Here is a 20232-nt window from a genome sequence, read left to right as displayed (position 1 = left end):
CGTCGATCAATAAAACGACGCAAAACTTGTAGGAGCGAGGCTTGCCCGCGAAGGCATTCTCAAGGCTGACTACAACAACGGCTCATCTGCCTTCTTGTGCTTCCAGCTGTCATTACCCGGCAGCAGCAGATTCAAGCCGATCGCCACCACCGCGCACAGCGCGATGCCTTTGAGGCCGAAGTCGTCCGGGCCCGTCCCGGTGCCGACCAGCACACCGCCAATCCCGAACACCAGCGTCACCGAGACAATCACCAGATTGCGTGCCTCGCCCAGGTCGATCTTGTGGCGAATCAGCGTGTTCATCCCTACCGCGGCAATCGAGCCGAACAACAGGCACAGAATCCCGCCCATCACCGGCACCGGAATGCTTTGCAGCAGCGCGCCGAACTTGCCGACGAACGCCAGGCTGATGGCAAAGATCGCCGCCCAGGTCATGATTTTCGGGTTGTAGTTCTTGGTCAACATCACCGCGCCCGTCACTTCGGCGTAGGTGGTGTTGGGCGGGCCGCCGAACAAGCCGGCTGCGGTGGTGGCAATGCCATCGCCGAGCAGGGTGCGGTGCAGGCCGGGTTTCTTCAGGTAATCACGACCGGTCACGCTGCCGACGGCAATCACCCCGCCGATATGCTCGATGGCCGGCGCCAACGCTACCGGAACGATGAACAGAATCGCCTGCCAGTTGAACTCCGGCGCAGTGAAGTGCGGAATCGCAAACCACGGTGCCGCGGCAATCTTCGCGGTATCAACGACACCGAAATAGAACGCCATGGCAAAACCCACCAGCACGCCGGAAATGATCGGCACCAGGCGGAAGATGCCTTTACCGAACACCGCGACGATCAGGGTGGTCAACAGCGCCGGCATCGAGATCAGCATGGCGGTCTGGTAATGAATCAGCTCGGTGCCGTCGCCAGCCTTGCCCATCGCCATGTTGGCGGCAATCGGCGCCATGGCCAGGCCGATCGAGATGATCACCGGGCCAATCACTACCGGCGGCAGCAGCCGGTCGATGAAACCGGTGCCTTTGATCTTCACGGCCAGGCCGAGGAAGGTGTAGACGAAACCCGCCGCCATCACGCCGCCCATGGTCGCCGCGAGGCCGAACTGGCCCTTGGCGAGAATGATCGGGGTGATAAAGGCAAAGCTCGACGCCAGGAACACCGGCACCTGACGTCCGGTGACGATCTGGAACAGAATCGTCCCAAGACCTGCGGTAAACAGCGCCACGTTCGGGTCAAGGCCGGTAATCAGCGGCATCAACACCAGGGCGCCGAAGGCCACGAACAGCATCTGCGCGCCAGACAGCACCGTGCGCCAGAGCGGATCGTTGAACTCTTGCTGCATGCTCAAGCGTCCTTCTGCTTGGTACCGAAGATCTTGTCACCGGCATCGCCCAGGCCTGGGATGATGTAACCGTGTTCGTTGAGTTTTTCGTCAATGGAGGCGGTGTAGATCGTCACGTCCGGGTGCGCTTTGCCTACAGCGGCAATGCCTTCCGGCGCGGCAACCAGCACCATGGCGCGGATGTCGCGGCAACCGGCCTTTTTCAGCAGGTCGATGGTTGCGACCATGGAACTGCCGGTGGCGAGCATCGGGTCGATGATCATCGCCAGGCGTTCGTTGATTTCCGGAACCAGTTTTTCCAGGTAGGTGTGGGCCTGCAGGGTTTGTTCGTTGCGGGCCACGCCGACGGCGCTGACTTTGGCTCCCGGGATCAGGCTCAGCACGCCTTCGAGCATGCCGATACCGGCGCGCAGGATTGGCACCACGGTAATTTTCTTGCCGGCGATTTTCTCCACCGACACAGTGCCGCACCAGCCTTCGATGTCGTAGGTTTCCAGCGGCAAGTCTTTAGTGGCTTCGTAGGTCAGCAGGGCACCGACTTCCTGAGCGAGCTCACGGAAATTCTTCGTGCTAATGTCGGCGCGGCGCATAAGGCCGAGTTTGTGACGGATCAGCGGATGGCGGATCTCGAGGATGGGCATGGGAAAGGCTCCGGCGGCGGGCAAAAAAACCGGCCTAGATTAATCTATCCGAGGGTGTTGTCCTATAGACATACAGTACGTTAGTCCACAAACGCTTGATCTGGCCTCGCTTGATGCGTACCTTTGCCCGCTTTTCCTGAATCCCGCCACCCCCTGGAGAGCGCCATGTCCGCTGATCTCGAGCATATCCGTCAAATCATGCGAGAGGCTGACTGCCTGTACACCGAAGCTGAAGTCGAGGCGGCCATCGCCCGCGTCGGTGCACACATCAACGAACAGCTGGCTGACAGCAATCCGGTGGTGTTCTGCGTGATGAACGGCGGTCTGATTTTCGCCGGCAAGCTGCTCACCCATCTGCAATTCCCGCTGGAAGCGTCCTACCTGCACGCCACCCGCTATCGCAACGAAACCAGCGGCGGCGACCTGTTCTGGAAAGCCAAGCCGGAAGTGTCGTTCATCGACCGTGACGTGCTGATCATCGACGACATCCTCGACGAAGGTCACACCCTGGGCGCGATCATCGACTTCTGCAAACACGCCGGCGCACGCAAAGTGCACACCGCCGTGCTGATCGACAAGGACCACGACCGCAAGGCTCGCCCGGACCTGAAAGCCGATTTCGTCGGCTTGCCGTGCATCGACCGTTACATCTTCGGTTACGGCATGGACTACAAAGGCTACTGGCGTAATGCCAACGGGATTTTTGCTGTTAAAGGAATGTAATCATTGGCCACGCCGAGCTTTCTTGATCAAACGCTGTTCACCGAACTGGCCGAGAAGGCTGCGGCCAATCCGCGCGGGCGCCAGCACCACAACTTCCATCAGATGGAAGAGCCGTGCCATCGCATGGCCGTGGGTTTGCAGCCGAGTACGTACATTCCCCCTCATCGGCACCTGAGTGATGACAAGGCGGAAACGCTGTTGGTGCTGCGGGGGCGTCTCGGCCTGTTGATTTTTGATGAGTCCGGAGGCGTTATCCACACGCGGGTTCTGCAAGCTGGTGGCGAGTCGGTGGGCGTGGACCTTCCTCCCGGTGTGTTCCATGGCCTGGTCGTGCTGGAAGCCGACAGCCTGATGTTCGAATGCAAGGCCGGGCCTTATCGGCCGGTGGGTGAGGGTGAGCTGGCGCCGTGGGCGCCACGCGAAGGCGAGCCGGGTGTGGCCGAGTATCAGGCCTGGATGCGCGCGCAGTTCGATTGATCTCCGCTTGTTTCAGGAGCGAGGCTTGCCCGCGAAGACGGCGTGTCAGTCAAAATAGTTATCGACTGACACACCGCCTTCGCGGGCAAGCCTCGCTCCTACAAGTCCCCATGCTAGAGTGCTCGGCCCCGCCCTTCGGAGCCTGTCATGAGCCTTTTGATCCGCAGCTGCGCCGCCCTGTTGCTGACCCTCAGCCTGCCTCTGGCGGCTGCCCCGGCGCCGATGCACGCGCAGTTCCTGCCTCCCGACGACCTGACCCTGCGTGACGCCGAACCGGAACAGCAGCAACTGTTGCAGGTCACTGAGTATTCGGTGGTGGTCGGCAGCCAGCGTCAGTCCAATCAGCAGCCGATTCCTGTTACGTCCCCCTTGCTGATCCGCCTCAAGGGCAAGTCCCTGAACAAAGGCGCGACCATCAATCAGGTGCTGGTCAACTTCGACGGCGAAAGCAAAAGCCTGAAAAAACCGATCTACGACGAAAAGAACAAGACCCTGACGCTGTTTTACCCGATGGCGCAGTACCGGGTCGTGATCGATCTGTTGCGCAATGACACGGTGTATTGCCAGTTCCTCAGCTACGCCAACGGCCATATCTGGGCTGATCTGCACACCGGGGCTGTTCGTCCGCGTTGAGCCCTGCGCCCGGGCAGGGGTAAACTGCCTGCCCCGTGAAATGTCTGCGAGCTGGAGTCGGCAATGCGTAAAGATAAGAAACAAGTGATTGGTGACGAGATCGGCGATGAGCAGATCAAGTTGTTTCTGGATTTCGAACCGGTCGACGCCACTTCGCCGTCCCTGCATAAGCTGATCAAGGCCTACCGTGGTCTGCGTATCGATGATTTCGAGCGTTTTCTGACGTTCTTCGTCGAAGCCGGGCATGACCTGGATGGCAAGGATGAACACGGTAATGATTTCGTCGCGGTGATCAAGGATCAGCGCAATGCGGCTGAGTACATCGAGTTGATCGCCAAGGCTCGTGGTTAAGATCAAAAGATAAGATCAAGAGATCGCAGCCTCGTTTTACTCGACAGCTCCTACAGGTATACGCAATCCCTTGTAGGAGCTGTCGAGTGAAACGAGGCTGCGATCTTTTAAAGGCACAAAAAAAACGCCCCGCTCTCACTGAGAACGGGGCGTTTTTTATGCAACCGAATCAAGCGTAGCTTTCGGTCTCGTTACTGGCTTCAACCAGTTCCAGCGCGACGTTGTTGTGCGCATTGATCTTGCGATACAGCGCAGCGTCGGTTTCCAGAACCTTTTCCCGGGCCGGGAAGATTTCCGCCAGTTTGGCAGCCCATTCACCGGACGCCTTGTTCGGGAAGCATTTTTCGATCAGCTCAAGCATGATCGAAACAGTCACCGAAGCACCTGGAGACGCGCCGAGCAGGGCGGCAAGGGAACCGTCCTTCGCCGCGACCAGTTCGGTACCGAACTGCAGAACGCCACCCTTTTTCGGGTCTTTCTTGATGATCTGCACCCGTTGGCCGGCCACTTCCAGGCGCCAGTCTTCGGCTTTCGCTTCAGGGTAGAAACGGCGCAGGGAGTCCAGGCGCTGCTCCATCGACTGCATCACTTCGCTGACCAGGTACTTGGTCAGGTCCATGTTGTTTTTCGCCACGGCCAGCATCGGGCCGATGTTGCCGGCGCGAACCGACATCGGCAGGTCCATGAAGGAGCCGTGCTTGAGGAACTTGGTGGTGAAACCGGCGTAAGGTCCGAACAGCAGGGACTTCTTGCCATCGACCACTCGGGTGTCCAGGTGCGGCACCGACATCGGTGGCGAACCCACGGCAGCCTGGCTGTAAACCTTGGCCTGGTGGTGTTTGACCACTTCCGGGTTGTCGCAACGCAGCCACTGACCGCTGATCGGGAAGCCGCCGAAGCCTTTGCTTTCTTCGATGCCGGACGCCTGCAACAGCGGCAGTGCCGCGCCGCCCGCGCCGAGGAACACGAACTTGGCGTCGACTTCACGGGTGTTGCCGCTGTTGACGTCCTTGATGCTGACGGTCCAGCCGCTGCCGTTGCGCTTGAGACCGGTCACGCGCTTGCAATACTTGACCTGGGCATCGGGTGCGCTGGTCAGGTGCTTGAGCAATTGATTGGTCAGGGCGCCGAAGTTGACGTCGGTGCCATTCATCACGCGGGTGGCGGCAACGACTTCGTCAGCCGGACGGCCCGGCATCATCAATGGCATCCACTCGGCCATGGTGGCCTTGTCTTCGGTGTATTCCATGTCCGAGAAGGCGTGGTGCTTGCTCAGGGTCTTGAAGCGTTCCTTGAGGAAGGAAACGCCATTGTCGCCCTGCACGAAGCTCAGGTGCGGCACCGGGCTGATGAACGTCTTGCACGAGCCGAACGTGCCTTTTTTGGTCAGGTAGGACCAGAACTGCTTCGACACTTCAAACTGAGTGTTGATGTGCACGGCTTTCTTGATGTCGACGCTACCGTCGGCGGCCTGAGGCGTGTAATTGAGCTCACACAGCCCGGCGTGACCGGTACCGGCGTTGTTCCACGGGTTCGAACTCTCCGCAGCACCGGAATCCATCAGCTCGACGACTTCCAGCTTGATCGCGGGGTCGAGTTCTTTGAGCAGTACGGCAAGGGTGGCACTCATGATGCCGGCCCCAACCAGTACTACGTCGACTGCTTCGTTATGCGCCATTTAACGCGTCTCCAAAATCTGCAGCACCAAATTGTCGGCATGGCGGCCAGGTGTTCAGGGGCGTGTCAGTGATGCCCCAGGTACCCATGGCCAGTGTCGCCATGTCCGAATCTTCGCAATTTTTCGCAACTTCGACGGATGCATGCGGCCGGGCCTAAAGAGTTACATCAACTCATCTCAGCGCGCGGCTGGCAATTCGACTTATGGTCGAGACATCCGTTTGTGCAACCAAATCCGTAGCGGACAGGCTTCAGGCTCCGGTGTTCGAGGAGTACTCGGTCCTGTGTCGTTGGGCTGTTTCAGACGCTAATGGTGCATGTTCAGACGCAAAACTATTCATTTGCTCGCCACACTCTTGTGAAGTTGTGAAAACCCGTTTTTTTCACGCTCTTTTGAAGACGTGAACCTCAAAAAAGGGCTGTCCCAGCCTGGCACTGTGCCCGGATGGATTGCCGTCATGGGGTACATGACAGGCAAAACGGGCAAACAGCTCAGTAACCGAGCGTAATGACAGCTCTGCAGATTCGCGAAAAGTGGGGTTTTTGCTCAAGGAACAGCAAGCGCGCCAGCTTCACTCGATCTGTGTGGGCGGCTCTCTGTGGGCGGTGCGGGGTGCCAATACCGAAGCATTGACGGTGCTGCGAGGCCCGATCAGGAGACGTCCTTATAATCGGGGGGAGATTGTATCTAAGAAACGCAGGGAAATGGACGTGTTTAATGACTTTTATTAGGCGTCTGGTCAGGTGGTCAACAGATGTTGCACCCGTGCACGTGGCCGACGCTGGCTGACACGGGCGCTAGGCGGCAGCGGATGGTGCAGCCAGTTGAGGCGGATTTCTTCGATTTCGACCCAGCCATCGCCCATCGGCTGGAGGCTGCACTGCTTGAACGCCTGGCAGTGGCCATTGCGGTCGAGCAGGGCGAAGCTGCGGTGCAGCGGGCGTGGTGCGAACAGCGAGATGAGATAACGCATGGCAAAGTACCTTGTGGGTGACCTGCCGAGAAGGTTGCCAGCAAGCCGTGACGTGAAAGTGTATGGGCGATGACAGATGTGTGACAGGAACCGGTTTCCCAAGGGTTTGTCAGACATTTCAGTATTCACTGTGAGGTGCTAGTTACCCGCAGTGGCCCACCGCTATACTGCGGGCCTGTTTGTGCCTGATTCTGGAGAGAAGAGCATGTTGCAACGCCTGTTGTTCGGTTTGATCACTGTGACCAGTTTGACCCTCGTCGGCTGCGCCCACAGCCCGCAACAACTGAACCCTGAACCCAAGCTGACGACTCAGCTGGCGCCGGTCGGCCATGGTCAGCCGGTGGTGGTGCGTGTGGTGGACGGACGTCCGTCGCCAACCCTGGGCACCCGTGGTGGCTTGTACCCTGAGACCAGCGCGATCACCGTGCAGGGCGCGCAGATCCTGCCGAAGTTGCAGGCTCAGGCCGAGGCGGCCGTGCGGTTGCTGGGCTTTACCCCGACCTCGAATGCGCTGAATGCTCCACAGTTGACAGTCACCCTGGCCGAGCTGAAATATCAGTCGCCCAAAGAAGGCATGTATGTGACCGAGGCGACCATTGGCGCGACCTTCCGCTCCGATGTGCAGAACGCCAACCGTCGCTACAGCGGTCGTTACGGTGCGTCCCTGGATCAGCGCTTCGGTATGGCGCCGAACCAGGAAACCAACACCAAGCTGGTCAGTGATGTGTTGAGCGATGCGTTGACGCGTCTGTTCAAGGACCCGACGATTGGTCAGATTCTCAGCGAATAATTTTTCGCCGGATCAAAAAAAGCCCGGTGCCAGCAATGGCCCCGGGCTTTTTCATGCCTGACTACCACCCATTGTAGGAGCGAGGCTTGCCCGCGAAAGCAGTGTTTCAGGCGACTCAAATGTTGAATGTCAGACCGCCTTCGCGGGCAAGCATCGCTCCTGCAGGTGTTCTGTGGTCAGGCCGCTTGCGAATAAAAATCCAGAACGCTCACGCCCGTCAGCAAATCCGTCTCCGGCAAATCCGCATGTTGATGCCCGCCGAGCGCGCAATACACCAGCCAGTGGCGGTCCTGAACGTTAAAGGCGAGGCTTCCTACGAGGGCTTGTTGTTCGTCACTCTGGGCGATGAGGTAGAGGCGGTCCTGGTTTTCGGCGTGCAGCATGACGGTTTCCATGTCGGTTTCGAGGGCCGCCAGACTGGCGTATTCAGATGACGGAGCCGTGACACAGGACAGCATTTGGTCAGATGGTTCGTTATTTGTCGGAAAGGAAGGGCAGGTGGACAGGCTTTCGGTAGAATCCGCGCCGCAGTCGCCGGTTCGGCGTCTGCCACACCTGTTTTGCCGAGGTTCGTGATGTCGTTGCATCTGATTTCGCTGTTCACCCAACATCCTGCCAAGCTGATCAACCTGCTGGCCTTGCTGTTGGCTTTCCCGGGTGGCTGGCTGCTGCATGCCACTCGCCGCCGTGAACAACGCGCCATGGCGAGCCTGGTCGCCCAGCGTCAAAGCCGTCCGAGCGAAGAGCCCACGCTGGATTGGGCCACCTTGCGCATGAACCGGTTCTTCTACCGCTTCGGTTTCGCCTGCCTGGGGCTGGCGTTGCTGGTGTCGTGGATCAGCACCCGCTTCTGAATCGCTGAAAGCAAAAGATCGCAGCCTCGTTGCACTCGACAGCTCCTACAGGTGGATGCGATCCATTGTAGGAGCTGTCGAGTGAAACGAGGCTGCGATCTTTTGATCTTGCCTTAAAGCGGCAACCCGGCTTTCACCCGGTACTGATTGCGCACCGGCGTCGCATATTGCAGCACCAGATACGGACGATGTTCCTCGGGGCAAGCCTCCAGACGACGCTGCCATTCTTCCTGGGCCTTGGCCAGTTCGTCCGCCGCAAACACCTCGGCAGCCTTCGGCACCTGCAGTTGCGGGTCGGCGTCTTTCCACTGCGCGTAAGCCAGATAGTGAACCGGGAACAACCGGTAGCCGCCGAGAATTTGCCGGTCCATCTCGATCGCCAACTGCTTGGTGTCGTCGAACAGCTCGGTGATCGGCGCAGCGAAGTTCACGTGCACCCGGCCCTTGTAGCCGGTGATGCCCTTGGCGATGCTGACGTCGTCCTCACCCGGCACTTTGGTGTAACTGCCGGTGGTGGCGCGGATGAACAGCTCGCGGGCCTTGGCCTGGTCGCACGGGTCGTATTCGTAGCTGATCGACACCGGGCTGACGTTAAGCGAGCGGATGACTTCACCGAACGGCTCGTCCTTGCGGCTCATGTGGAACATCTTCAGGATCGCCGACTCGGTGCGGTCGTCGCCGTCCTTGGCCCGGCCTTCGGCCTGGGCGATCCAGATGGAGGCGCAATCGTTGCGGATCGAGTGGTTGATGTAGGCCGACAGCAGCTGATACGCCGCCATCTTCTCGCGACGCCCGGTGATCGAACGGTGCACGATAAAGCTCTTGTTCAGGCGCATCAGGTCACTGACGAAGGGCTTTTGCAGCAGGTTGTCGCCGATCGCGATACGCGGTGTCGGCAGGCCGGCGTGGTATACGGCGTAGTTGACGAAGGCCGGGTCCATCACGATGTCGCGGTGGTTGGCGATGAACAAGTAGGCGCTGCCGGACTTGAACTGCTCGACGCCGGTGTACGTCACCCCGTCCGTGGCTCGCTCGATGGTGTGGTCGACGTACATCTCGACTTTGTCCTGCAGCGTGGCCACCGACGTGACGCCGGCGAACTCACGGCGCAGCCGATGAGCTATAAGAGGTTTGAGCGCCCAGCCGAAAGCACCGGCAAAGCGCGGGAAGCGGAAGTGGATGAGGATATCTAGAAACGCCTTGTCGCCGAGCAGTCGGTCCAGCACCGCTGGGACTTCGCTGTCGTCGTAAGGTCGGATGGCATCGAATTCGCCCATCATGCTCTCTTGTTAGAAACGGCTAGGGTAAGTAAAGGTTTTGATCGAAAACCAACGGGGCACGGTCTGAAAAGTTAGCCAGACAAAAATAGCCCTGCAAATAGACCGGCGATTATACGCACAAGTCACCTGGGAGACCGCGATGCTGGAAACTGCGCTGTATGAATGTCCGTATTGTGGTGAAGAGGTTGAGACGACGGTGGATCTGTCCGGCGGCGATCAGACCTATATCGAGGACTGCCAAGTATGTTGTCGGCCGATCACGTTTGTGTTGCAGGTTGACGGCACGGAATGGCATCTCGAGGTTTTCAGCGAAAATGAGTGAGGGGCGTCTATGCAGCGAATCTACGAGCCGGAAAACCTGATGGAAGGGGAGTTGCTGCAAGGCATGCTGGCCAGTGAGGGCATCGAGGCGCATCTGGAGGGCCGCGATTTAGTCGGCGGCACCGGCGAATTGCCCATCTTCGGCCTGCTGGGCTTGTCGGTGGACAACGACCAGGCCGAATACGCCCGGGAGCTGATCACCGCGTACAATGCCGCGCTGCCACTGCCCGGTGATGAACCGGACAGTTTTCCCGGCACGCTGGTCTGTTAGGCTGGCGTTCGTTTTATTGAGAGTCGTGTTGCCCCATGTGTGGACGTTATGCCCTGTTTCGCTGGAACCCCGCCTTCGCGGCCCTGCCTGGCTTCCCCGCCGATCAGCAGGCCCAGTGGAATATTTCCCCCAACGATTCGGTGCTGATGCTGCGTGCAGGCGTCGACGGCCAGCGTGAGTTGGCCCGGGCGCGCTGGGGTTTGACGCCACCGTGGCTGACGGATCTTTCCCGCACCCCGGCCCATGCCCGGGCCGAAACCGTTGCCGAACAACCGATGTTTCGCCAGGCCTTGCGCGAGCGCCGATGCCTGTTGCCGGCCAACGGTTTTTACGAATGGCGCGGCACCACTCGCAAACGGCCGTATTGGCTGACGCCGGGAGAGGGCTCGACCTTGTTTTTTGCGGCGATCTGGGAAGCGTATCCGGTGCAGGAGCAGGTGTGGCTGAGCACCGCAGTGATCACCCAGCCGGCGGCGAGCCAGCGTCGGCCATTGATTCTGGATGAGGCGGGGCAGGCGGCGTGGCTCAATCCCGAAACGCCATTGCATGCCTTGCAGGCGTTGCTCGCCAGTGAACCCGCGGGGTTGCGCGAGCGGGTGTTGGCGAATCTGGTGAATGATCCGAAGCTCAATGGGCCGGAGTGTTTGACCCCGGGTTGATTCGGCATCTGTACCGACGCCTTCGCGGGCAAGCCTCGCTCCTACGGATCACTCTTTCCTGTAGGAGCGAGGCTTGCCCGCGAAGAGGCCTTTGGATCAGACCTTGAACTGATTGATCAACCGCCGCTGCTGCTCGGCCAGCTTGGTCAGATCCGCACTCGCCGCACTCGACTCATCCGCGCCGCCTGCCACTTCATTGGCCACTTGCCCGATGTTGATCACGTTACGGTTGATGTCATCCGCGACCGCGCTCTGCTCCTCGGCTGCACTGGCAATCTGCGTGTTCATGTCATTGATGACCGATACCGCCTGAGTAATCGTCTCCAGCGCTTCAGCTGCCTTCGCCGCGTGCTGCACGCTTTCATCAGTGCGGTTCTGGCTGTCTTCCATGACCCGCACCACGTCGCGGGTGCCTTGTTGCAGTTGCTGGATCATGGTCTGGATTTCTTCCGTGGCCTTCTGGGTTTTCTGCGCCAGGTTGCGCACTTCATCGGCCACCACCGCAAAACCACGGCCCTGTTCGCCCGCGCGGGCCGCTTCAATGGCCGCGTTCAGGGCCAGCAGATTGGTTTGCTCGGCGATCCCGCGAATGGCGGTCAGGATCGCGTTGATGTTCTCGCTGTCCTTGGCCAAGGTCTGCACTACGCCGACAGCCTTGCCGATTTCCACGGCCAGCACGCCAATCGAGTTCGACGTGTCGCGCACGATCTGCATGCCCTGGGCCGCTGCCTGATCGGCATGGCTGGCGGCTTGCGCAGCCTGGGTCGCGTTGCGTGCCACGTCCTGGGCGGTCGCGGTCATTTCATGCACCGCCGTCGCCACTTGATCGATCTCGGCCATTTGTTTCTGCACGCCGATGTTGGTGCGGATGGCGATGTCGGCGGTGTGTTCCGACGAATCGCTGACGCTCTGCACCGAGGTCACCACCTGGGTGATCATCGCCTGCAATTTGGCCAGGAACGTGTTGAAGCCTTTGGCGATCGAGCCCAGTTCGTCGGCGCGGTCGCTGGTCAGGCGACGCGTCAGGTCGCCTTCGCCTTTGGCGATGTCGTCGAGCATCGCGACCATTTGCTTGAGCGGGCGGGCGATGCCGTGGCCCACCAGCCAGATCACCAGCAGACCGATACCAGCGATCAACAAACCGACCATGGCCATGCCGAAGGTGTCGGACTTGCGCTGAGCGTTCAGGTCACCCTGCAGTTTTTGCAGGTCGGCCATCACTGCGTTCAACGGCAGTTGCAGCATCAAGGTCCAGCGCGCATCGGTCTGGCCGATGCCGAACGGCAGGTACAACTCGATCCGGCCCTGAGCCTTGTCGACGGTGTAAGTCACTTCGCCGCGCTTGAGATTGGCCATGTTGGCAATCTGCTTGCCGTCGAGAATGTCGCTGACCTTCTCGCCGAATTTGCTCGGATCCTTGGTGTAGGCCACGATTCGGCCGTTACCGCCGATCAGCGCCATTTCCCCTGCGCCGCTGTACAGTTTCTGATTCGCGCCCAGCAACATTTCCTGGATGAAGTTCACCGACAGGTCGGCACCGACGATGCCCTGGAAGGCGCCGTTGAGCATGATCGGTTCGATAAAGGAGGCGAGCATGACGATTTTGTCGCCGACTTTGTAGGGCGCCGGATCGATCACGCAGGACTTTTTGGTTTCTTTCGAACACAGGTAGTACTCGCTGGCGCGGACCCCGGTGGACAGGGTTTTCTGGTCATCAACGTCCACCAGTTTGTCCAGGCCCAGGGTGCCGTCCTCGTTGCGGAACCACCACGGCAGGAAACGTCCGTTGCTGGCGTCGATGCCGACTACCTTGGTGTCGACGTAAGCGGCGTCGTTGTGGTCGAGCGCGTCTTTTTCCCAGCCTATATAGGTGCCGAGAATTTTCGGGTTCTTGGCCACGTTTTCCTTGATCAGGCTGATCAGCTGTTCGCGGCTCAGACTCAGTTGCGGCTTGCCGTCGGCGCCCGGTGTGCCGATCAGTGCGTTGACCCGCACCAGGCCGCCGGCGATCAGCAGCGGCGCTTCGAGTTCGCGTTGGATCTGGCTGACCTGGGTCTGCGCCAGGGAGGTCAGGCGCTGCTCGATGACTTGCTCGAATTGTGCTTGGGTCCGCTCCTGGACCATGTCTTGCGTCCGGGCGCCGGAAAACAGTGCGTACAGCACCAGCGCGGCGACTACGCTAAGAACGATGGCGCCAGCGAGGGCCGCCACGGAAAACTGGATCGACTTGAATTTCATGGGTGCTCCGCACGCAAGAGGACGTCTGCGGTGGTGTATCGGCAGGCGCCCGGAGGGCCATGAGCGGGGTTGGGCGAAATGGCTGTTTTGGAGTGTTGGATGTCGCAAATGAATCATTGCGGGCCGGTGTCGGCCGTGGCGGGCGTCGGTATGTGAATTTTTTCCTACGGCCATGAGAGTTTTGGCTGAAATAGGCGTCTACTCATCTGCGTAACTGGCGTCGATACATTTCCGCCCAGGATACGCGCCATGTTTCCAGGGAGTTTTTGATGAACAAGACATTGGTTGTGTGTGCGCTGAGCGCAGGTTTGCTGCTTGCCGGTTGTCAGTCGGTCAATACCACCAGCGGTGGCGCCGTGGGCGTCGAGCGCAAGCAGTACATGTTCAGCATGTTGTCCACCGACGAAGTCAACCAGATGTACGCCCAGTCATATCAAAAGACGGTCGGAGAGGCGAACACCAAAGGCGTGTTGGACAAGACCAGTAACGACGCCAAACGCGTGCAGGCGATCGCTGACCGGCTGATTGCCCAGGCGCCGGTTTTCCGTCCGGACTCGGCCCAGTGGAAATGGGAAGTCAACCTGATCAAGAGCGACGAGCTCAATGCCAACTGCGGGCCTGGCGGCAAGATCATTTTCTACACGGGGCTGATCGACAAACTGCAACTCACCGACGATGAAATCGCCGCGATCATGGGCCATGAAATCGCCCACGCCTTGCGCGAGCATGGTCGTGAAGCAATGTCCAAGGCGTACGGCGTCGAGATGGCCAAGCAGGGCGCTGGCGCGTTGCTCGGTCTGGGGCAGGACAGTCTGGCCCTGGCGGACACGGTGGCGAAATACGGCATGACCTTGCCCAACAGTCGTGGCAATGAAAACGAGGCGGACTTGATTGGCCTGGAGTTGGCGGCCCGCGCCGGTTACAACCCGAATGCGGCGATCACGTTGTGGAACAAGATGAGCAAAGCCTCGGAAGGCGCGCCACCGGAGTTCTTGAGTACTCACCCGGCTTCGTCCAGCCGGATTGCTTCGTTGCAGGCAGCGATTCCGAAGGTGATGCCGTTGTACGAGAAAGCGCCTAAATCCTGATAGTCAGGCGTTGATGCCGCTGACGCCTTCGCGGGCAAGCCTCGCTCCTACAGGTTTTGGTCGATTACATAATTTGTATAAGACACAAAACCTGTAGGAGCGAGGCTTGCCCGCGAAGAACGATAACGCGGTCTAACGCCCTACCACGTCAAACCCAGCCGCTGCTTTGCATCGCCTTGTACACCGCCACAATCGCCAGGATCAGGAACGCCGCTGCCGCCAGGCGGCGGATCAGGGTGAGCGGCAATTTGTCCGCCGCAAAGTTGCCCGCCAACACCACCGGCACGTTGGCAATCAACATCCCTGCAGTGGTGCCGATGATGACCAGCCACAGTTCCGGGTATTGCGCGGCGAGCATCACGGTAGCGACCTGAGTCTTGTCGCCCATTTCGGCCAGAAAGAACGCAATCAGCGTGGTCAGGAACGGCCCGAACTTGCGGGCGGTGCTGGCTTCATCGTCGTCCATCTTGTCGGGCACCAAAGTCCACAGCGCGGTCGCGGCGAAGCTTGCGGCGAGGATCCAGTGCAACACGGCATCCGAGAAGAAACTCCCGAACCAGGCACCCACTGCACCGGCTGCTGCATGGTTGGCCAGGGTCGCGGCGACGATGCCGGCGATGATGGGCCAGGGTTTGCGAAAGCGGGCAGCGAGAATGAGCGCGAGCAGTTGCGTCTTGTCGCCGATTTCGGCCAAGGCAACGATTGCGGTGGGAACGAGCAGAGAGTCCAGCATCAGGGTTTTTCCTAAGGGGCGGGTCGACACGGCTATGACACGTACAGCCTTCCCGCCCCGGGTAAGGTGTTCGTGTCATAGGTCTTGTCAAACCCTGCGATCCGTCTGATGCGGACGCTTGGGTCGCATACGCCATGGTCTGTTGACCAAGTATGTTGACGTATGCCGGACGAGCATGGCGCTCGTGGGAGACTACTCCCCTAGGACGGAGCGGATTCTGCCTAGGCAAATCCGATTGGGCAAGCAGAAAGTTTTATCCGCGCTTGGCCCGGTAAATCCTGAAACCCTGTCCTTCAGCCTTGATCGCACAGATGCCCAAGTGCTCTTCGATCAGCGGTTGATACTTCAGGAAGCTGTTGGCGACCAAGCGCAGTTCGCCGCCGTTTTTCAGATGTTTCGCTGCTTTTCGCAGCAAGTTCTCGGTGGCGAAGTAGTCGGTGTGGACGCCGACGTGGAACGGCGGGTTGCTCAGAATCGCGCTCAAACCCATCGGTGCCGCGTCGATGCCGTCACCGGTAATCACGTCGGCTTCCAGACCGTTGGCGGCCAGCGTCAGGCGACTGCTGGCGGCAGCGAAGGCGTCGACGTCGAGCAAAGTGACCTGATTGTGCGGATAACGGCGTTTCACAGCAGCACCCAACACACCCGCGCCGCAACCGAAGTCCAGTAAGTGGCCGCTCGGCAACTTGTCCAGATGCTCCAGCAGCAACGCGCTGCCCCGATCCAGCCGACCGTGACTGAACACGCCCGGCAGGCTGATGACTTTCAGCGGACCTTCGGCCAGCGGCAGCTCATAGGTCTGGGCCAGGCTTTCCAGTGATTTGGCTTCTGGCGCGTTGGCCACGGTGACCAGCCAGAGCTGGCAATGCCGCGCGCTGTCGAGCTTGCGTGGCTTGCCGAACGGGTTCAGTTGCTTGGCCGCGCCTTCGATGCCGCTGCGTTTTTCGCCCACCAGGTACAACTCGCGACCGGCCAGGCGCGAGGCGAGGGCGTTGAGGATGTAGTCGGTCAGGTCCTTGGACTTGGGCAAAAACACCACCGCCGTTTCGAACTCGCGCTCGGGTGCGTTCACGCCAAAATGGCTACGCTCGGCAAAACGTGCGTCGAGCGCCGCTTGATCGCCGGCGTGCCAGCACCAGCCGTGGGCATCGGGCAGACGGCCCAGCAAGTCGTCGGCGGGCAAACCGGCCAGCAGCACCGAACCCTGGAATAACTCGGCCTGACGAAGCAGTACTTCACTGCGCGGATCCATAACTGCTCCTGTGAAAAAAAGTGCCGCAGTCTATCAACTGACGACCCGCAGCGCTTTACCGCTGAAAAATCCCTGCGCGTTTTCGGTCAACTGACCGACGATCCGCTGGCGCGCCTCGCGACTGCCCCAGGCGTTGTGCGGCGTAACGATCAACCGTGGAATATCGTGGGCCAGCAAAGGATTGCCGGCAGTCGGCGGCTCAACGCTCAACACGTCGGTGGCCGCACCACCCAGATGACCGTTGCTCAGGGCATCGGCCAGCGCCTGCTCATCGATCAAGCCACCGCGCGCGGTGTTGACCACGAAGGCGCCGGACTTCATCGAGGCCAGTTCGCGGGCGCCGATGAAATGGCGGGTGTGTTCGTTGAGCGGGCAATGCAGGGTGAGGGCGTCGATTTGCGGCAGCAGTTCATCCAGCGGCAAGCGATCCGGCCGAGCAGGGCGCCCCGGAATCTGCCCCAGCAACACGCGCATACCGAAGGCTTCGGCCAGCCGTGCGACTGCGCCACCCAGTTCGCCATGGCCGAGCAGGCCGAGGGTTTTGCCTTCCAGTTCGACGATCGGGTAATCCAGCAGGCAGAACTGTTTTGCTTGCTGCCAGCGACCTTCGCCGACGGCTTTCTGATAATCGGCCAGGCGCGTGGCCAGGTTGAGCAACAACATGATCGTATGCTGCGCCACCGACGGCGTGCCGTAACCCTGGCAGTTGCAGACTGTGATGCCGTGGGCACGAGCGGCCGCGAGGTCGACGTTGTTGGTGCCGGTGGCGGTGATCAGGATCAGCTTCAGTTCGGGGCTGGCGGCAATGGCGGCGGCGTCGATCAGGATTTTGTTGCTGATGGCCACGGTGGCGCCCTTGAGGCGTTCGATCACCTGGTCCGGCGTGGTCTGTGCGAACAGCTGCAAATCGTCAAAGCAGGCGCGCAACGGGCTGAGGTCGAGATCACCCAGGTCCAGGGAAGGGTGGTCGAGGAAAACGGCGCGGCGAGAGTTCGTCATCAACTGTACCTTTTGTGCGGTGAACTGAAGGCGTAATCTGCCGAGCCTACCAGATGAAACAAATGGTTACCCATTGCCAGGCAGGACGCCGAACCTGTGGGAGCGGGCTTGCTCGCGAAGGCGGCGTGTCAGATAACAAAGATGTCGACTGACACTCCCTCTTCGCGAGCAAGCCCGCTCCCACAGGAGGTGGTGTTTACCTGTGAATTTCACTTTGACCGATCTACCCCAAAAGGAGCCCCCATGTACTGGACAGAGTTCTTGACCGTTGCCCTGATTCACTTGCTCGCCGTTGCCAGCCCCGGCCCGGATTTCGCCGTGGTGGTGCGTGAGAGCGTGACCCACGGGCGCCGCGCCGGGACCTGGACAGCGCTGGGCGTCGGTACGGCGATTTTCCTGCACGTCGGTTATTCGCTACTCGGCATCGGCCTGATCGTGTCGCAGTCAATCGTGCTGTTCAACGCCTTGAAATGGGCGGCGGCTGCCTATTTGCTGTACATCGGCTACAAGGCCCTGCGCGCGCAACCGGCCAAAGCGGTGGCTGACGATCTGCACAAAGAAGCCGGCGAGCGCACGCCTCGTGGTGCGTTTACCTCAGGTTTCGTGACCAATGGCCTGAACCCGAAAGCCACGCTGTTCTTCCTGTCGTTGTTCACCGTGGTAATCAACCCGCATACGCCGCTGGCGGTACAGGCCGGCTACGGGCTCTATCTCGCCGCAGCGACCGCCGTGTGGTTCTGCCTGGTGGCGCGGCTGTTCAGCCAGCAGCGCGTGCGCGCCGGTTTTGCCCGCATGGGCCATTGGTTCGACCGGACCATGGGCGTGGTGCTGATCGCCATCGGCGTCAAACTCGCCTTCACCGAGATGCACTGACCTCCCGCTGAGCCGTGTAGGAACTGTGTAGGAGCTGTGTAGGAGCTGTCGAGTGAAACGAGGCTGCGATCTTTTGATCTTGTTTTTAAAAAGATCAAAGTCAAAAGATCGCAGCCTCGTTTCACTCGACAGCTCCTACATGGCTCCTACACAGACCCTGCAGTTCCGGGGTGAATACTGGCGCAAAGCTAGCATTTGTACGGCTCTGCAAATCATTCCTTTGGCTGATTTGGCCGGCGTATAAGGGTTCTAGAGTGGTTACCTCTAAAAGCCAACACCGTGCAGTCAGAAAAGGGATTCTTATGTTGCAGACTCGCGTTATCCCCCCAGCCGAAGGCGCTTACCAGTATCCGCTGCTGATCAAACGGCTGCTGATGTCTGGCGCTCGTTACGAGAAAACCCGCGAGATCATTTACCGCGACCAGTTGCGCTACAGCTATCCGACCCTGATCGAGCGGGTCGCGCGGCTGGCCAACGTGCTCACGGAAGCCGGGGTCAAGGCCGGCGATACCGTGGCGGTGATGGACTGGGATAGCCATCGGTATCTGGAATGCATGTTTGCCATCCCGATGATCGGGGCGGTGATTCATACCATCAACGTGCGCCTGTCACCGGAACAGATCCTCTACACCATGAACCACGCCGAGGACCGCTTTGTGCTGGTCAACAGCGAGTTCGTCGGGCTGTACCAGGCGATTGCCGGGCACCTGACCACGGTCGAGAAAACCCTTCTTCTGACTGATCTGCCGGAAAAAACTGCCGACTTGCCGAACCTGGTCGGCGAGTACGAGCAGTTGCTGGCGGCTGCGAGTACGCACTACGACTTCCAGGATTTCGACGAGAACTCCGTCGCGACCACGTTCTACACCACGGGCACCACCGGCAACCCTAAAGGCGTGTATTTCACCCATCGGCAACTGGTGCTGCACACCATGGGCGTGTCGACCATCATGGGCGCCATCGACAGCGTGCGCCTGCTGGGCACCAACGACGTGTACATGCCGATCACCCCGATGTTCCACGTGCATGCCTGGGGCTTGCCGTATGTGGCGACCATGCTCGGGCTCAAGCAGGTTTATCCCGGGCGTTACGACCCGGAATACCTGGTGGAGCTGTGGCGTAAGGAGAAGGTCACCTTTTCCCACTGCGTGCCGACCATCCTGCAAATGGTCCTCAACGCCAAGGCGGCGCAAGGCACCGATTTCGGCGGCTGGAAAATCGTCATTGGCGGCAGTGCGCTGAACCGTGCGCTGTACGAAGCGGCCAAGGCCAAGGGCATTCAATTGACCGCCGCTTACGGCATGTCGGAAACCGGGCCATTGGTCTCGTGTGCTCACCTTAACGATGAGCTGATGGCCGGCACAGAAGACGAACGCACCACCTATCGCATCAAGGCCGGCGTACCCGGGCCTTTGGTGGAGGCGGCGATCGTCGACACCGACGGCAACTTCCTGCCCGCCGATGGCGAGACTCAGGGCGAACTGGTGCTGCGTGCGCCGTGGCTCACCGAGGGTTACTTCAACGAGCCGCAGAAAGGCGCCGAGCTCTGGGCCGGGGGCTGGCTGCACACCGGCGACGTGGCGACGCTGGACAGCATGGGCGTGATCGACATCCGTGATCGCATCAAAGACGTGATCAAGACCGGTGGCGAGTGGATATCGTCCCTGGACCTCGAAGACCTGATCAGTCGCCACGTGGCGGTACGCGAAGTAGCAGTGGTGGGCATCGCCGATCCACAGTGGGGCGAACGCCCGTTTGCACTGCTGGTGATCCGCGAAGGGCATGAGATCGGGGCTAAGGAGCTCAAGGAACACCTCAAGCCATTCGTGGAATTGGGCCACCTGAGCAAGTGGGCGATCCCGAGCCAGATCGCCCTTGTTACTGAAATTCCCAAGACCAGTGTCGGCAAGCTCGACAAGAAGCGTATCCGCCTCGACATCACTGAATGGCAGGCCAACAACAGCACCTTCCTCTCGACGCTTTAAGCGCCTTCTGGCGTGCCCGAAAAGGCACGCCAGCCCCACCAAGCAAGCGCTTGGCTTGTGAAATCCGAA

General features: G+C 60.0%; 22 protein-coding genes, 1 pseudogene and 1 riboswitch. Of the genes and pseudogenes, 12 read left to right on the top strand and 11 right to left on the bottom strand.

Annotated features, from left to right (window positions below; translation table 11 throughout):
* Positions 1–69 precede the first annotated feature (69 nt).
* The gene (locus ACA049_RS25645; RefSeq protein ID WP_131059474.1) at positions 70–1344 is read right to left on the bottom strand and encodes a uracil-xanthine permease family protein; all 1275 of its coding nucleotides are present in this window, start codon (positions 1342–1344) and stop codon (positions 70–72) included.
* A gap of 2 nt (positions 1345–1346) precedes the next feature.
* Positions 1347–1985 (bottom strand): uracil phosphoribosyltransferase, encoded by a 639-nt coding sequence (gene upp, locus ACA049_RS25640; RefSeq protein ID WP_201120549.1) that lies wholly within the window; start codon positions 1983–1985, stop codon positions 1347–1349.
* A gap of 165 nt (positions 1986–2150) precedes the next feature.
* On the opposite strand from upp, the gene ACA049_RS25635 reads away from it, so the two are divergent.
* From ACA049_RS25635 to ACA049_RS25620, 4 genes are all read left to right on the top strand, one after another.
* Positions 2151–2708: a hypoxanthine-guanine phosphoribosyltransferase gene (locus ACA049_RS25635; protein WP_162437176.1), complete on the top strand. Its 558-nt coding sequence runs from the start codon at positions 2151–2153 to the stop codon at positions 2706–2708.
* A 3-nt stretch (positions 2709–2711) separates the two neighbouring features.
* Positions 2712–3185, top strand: a complete 474-nt coding sequence (locus ACA049_RS25630; protein WP_497330810.1) for a WbuC family cupin fold metalloprotein — start codon at positions 2712–2714, stop codon at positions 3183–3185.
* A 147-nt stretch (positions 3186–3332) separates the two neighbouring features.
* On the top strand, positions 3333–3818 hold the full coding sequence (locus ACA049_RS25625; RefSeq protein ID WP_461988438.1) for a hypothetical protein: 486 nt from the start codon (positions 3333–3335) through the stop codon (positions 3816–3818).
* Positions 3819–3881: 63 nt separating this feature from the next.
* Positions 3882–4169, top strand: a complete 288-nt coding sequence (locus ACA049_RS25620; RefSeq protein ID WP_157713313.1) for a PA4642 family protein — start codon at positions 3882–3884, stop codon at positions 4167–4169.
* A 169-nt stretch (positions 4170–4338) separates the two neighbouring features.
* Here the strand turns inward: ACA049_RS25620 and mqo are convergent, their stop codons facing one another.
* On the bottom strand, positions 4339–5847 hold the full coding sequence (mqo, locus tag ACA049_RS25615) for a malate dehydrogenase (quinone) (protein WP_497330807.1): 1509 nt from the start codon (positions 5845–5847) through the stop codon (positions 4339–4341).
* 739 nt (positions 5848–6586) lie between these two features.
* A complete protein-coding gene (locus ACA049_RS25610) occupies positions 6587–6820 on the bottom strand; it encodes a hypothetical protein (protein WP_010458219.1) in 234 nt (77 codons plus the stop codon).
* Positions 6821–7025: 205 nt separating this feature from the next.
* Here ACA049_RS25610 and ACA049_RS25605 point away from each other — a divergent pair, with 205 nt between their 5' ends.
* The gene (locus ACA049_RS25605; RefSeq protein WP_219094382.1) at positions 7026–7610 is read left to right on the top strand and encodes a YajG family lipoprotein; all 585 of its coding nucleotides are present in this window, start codon (positions 7026–7028) and stop codon (positions 7608–7610) included.
* Between the two features lie 176 nt (positions 7611–7786).
* Here the strand turns inward: ACA049_RS25605 and ACA049_RS25600 are convergent, their stop codons facing one another.
* Positions 7787–7993 carry a hypothetical protein gene (locus ACA049_RS25600; protein WP_084320502.1) on the bottom strand — a complete coding sequence of 69 codons (207 nt, stop codon included), beginning with the start codon at positions 7991–7993 and terminating at the stop codon, positions 7787–7789.
* Positions 7994–8185: 192 nt separating this feature from the next.
* Between ACA049_RS25600 and ACA049_RS25595 the strand changes: the two genes are divergently transcribed.
* Positions 8186–8464: a hypothetical protein gene (locus ACA049_RS25595; RefSeq protein WP_497330805.1), complete on the top strand. Its 279-nt coding sequence runs from the start codon at positions 8186–8188 to the stop codon at positions 8462–8464.
* A 113-nt stretch (positions 8465–8577) separates the two neighbouring features.
* Here ACA049_RS25595 and ACA049_RS25590 read toward each other — a convergent pair whose 3' ends face one another.
* Positions 8578–9744 (bottom strand): 1-acyl-sn-glycerol-3-phosphate acyltransferase, encoded by a 1167-nt coding sequence (locus ACA049_RS25590; protein WP_109634759.1) that lies wholly within the window; start codon positions 9742–9744, stop codon positions 8578–8580.
* Positions 9745–9883: 139 nt separating this feature from the next.
* On the opposite strand from ACA049_RS25590, the gene ACA049_RS25585 reads away from it, so the two are divergent.
* The 3 genes from ACA049_RS25585 to ACA049_RS25575 are packed head-to-tail and all read left to right on the top strand — an operon-like array spanning position 9884 to position 10995.
* Entirely contained in the window at positions 9884–10066 is a 183-nt protein-coding gene (locus tag ACA049_RS25585; RefSeq protein ID WP_497330803.1) for a CPXCG motif-containing cysteine-rich protein, read from the top strand.
* A gap of 9 nt (positions 10067–10075) precedes the next feature.
* Positions 10076–10336 (top strand): putative signal transducing protein, encoded by a 261-nt coding sequence (locus ACA049_RS25580; protein WP_497330801.1) that lies wholly within the window; start codon positions 10076–10078, stop codon positions 10334–10336.
* A 35-nt stretch (positions 10337–10371) separates the two neighbouring features.
* Entirely contained in the window at positions 10372–10995 is a 624-nt protein-coding gene (locus ACA049_RS25575) for an SOS response-associated peptidase (RefSeq protein ID WP_497330799.1), read from the top strand.
* A 96-nt stretch (positions 10996–11091) separates the two neighbouring features.
* Here ACA049_RS25575 and ACA049_RS25570 read toward each other — a convergent pair whose 3' ends face one another.
* Together ACA049_RS25570 and ACA049_RS25565 are read right to left on the bottom strand one after the other, a co-directional pair.
* Complete coding sequence (locus ACA049_RS25570; RefSeq protein ID WP_371916308.1) at positions 11092–11835, bottom strand: methyl-accepting chemotaxis protein; 744 nt, start codon at positions 11833–11835, stop codon at positions 11092–11094.
* 111 nt (positions 11836–11946) lie between these two features.
* Positions 11947–12144, bottom strand: a pseudogene (locus ACA049_RS25565) (HAMP domain-containing protein); the annotation flags it as partial.
* Between the two features lie 1358 nt (positions 12145–13502).
* Between ACA049_RS25565 and ACA049_RS25560 the strand changes: the two are divergent.
* Positions 13503–14321: a M48 family metallopeptidase gene (locus tag ACA049_RS25560; protein WP_497330797.1), complete on the top strand. Its 819-nt coding sequence runs from the start codon at positions 13503–13505 to the stop codon at positions 14319–14321.
* A gap of 148 nt (positions 14322–14469) precedes the next feature.
* Here ACA049_RS25560 and ACA049_RS25555 read toward each other — a convergent pair whose 3' ends face one another.
* The 3 genes from ACA049_RS25555 to ACA049_RS25545 form a co-directional block, all read right to left on the bottom strand.
* Positions 14470–15054, bottom strand: a complete 585-nt coding sequence (locus tag ACA049_RS25555) for a TMEM165/GDT1 family protein (RefSeq protein ID WP_497313641.1) — start codon at positions 15052–15054, stop codon at positions 14470–14472.
* A gap of 89 nt (positions 15055–15143) precedes the next feature.
* Positions 15144–15268, bottom strand: a riboswitch (yybP-ykoY riboswitch).
* A gap of 39 nt (positions 15269–15307) precedes the next feature.
* A complete protein-coding gene (locus ACA049_RS25550; RefSeq protein WP_497330795.1) occupies positions 15308–16306 on the bottom strand; it encodes a methyltransferase in 999 nt (332 codons plus the stop codon).
* A gap of 33 nt (positions 16307–16339) precedes the next feature.
* Entirely contained in the window at positions 16340–17305 is a 966-nt protein-coding gene (locus ACA049_RS25545) for a 2-hydroxyacid dehydrogenase (protein ID WP_497330793.1), read from the bottom strand.
* Between the two features lie 243 nt (positions 17306–17548).
* Here ACA049_RS25545 and ACA049_RS25540 point away from each other — a divergent pair, with 243 nt between their 5' ends.
* Positions 17549–18178, top strand: coding sequence for a LysE family translocator (locus ACA049_RS25540; protein WP_497330791.1), 630 nt, complete (start codon positions 17549–17551; stop codon positions 18176–18178).
* Between the two features lie 302 nt (positions 18179–18480).
* Positions 18481–20163, top strand: coding sequence for a fatty acid--CoA ligase (locus ACA049_RS25535; protein ID WP_497330789.1), 1683 nt, complete (start codon positions 18481–18483; stop codon positions 20161–20163).
* Positions 20164–20232: the final 69 nt, after the last annotated feature.

The organism is Pseudomonas sp. LBUM1662, from assembly GCF_059695915.1.
This window is presented reverse-complemented; position numbering and strand designations above follow the sequence as displayed.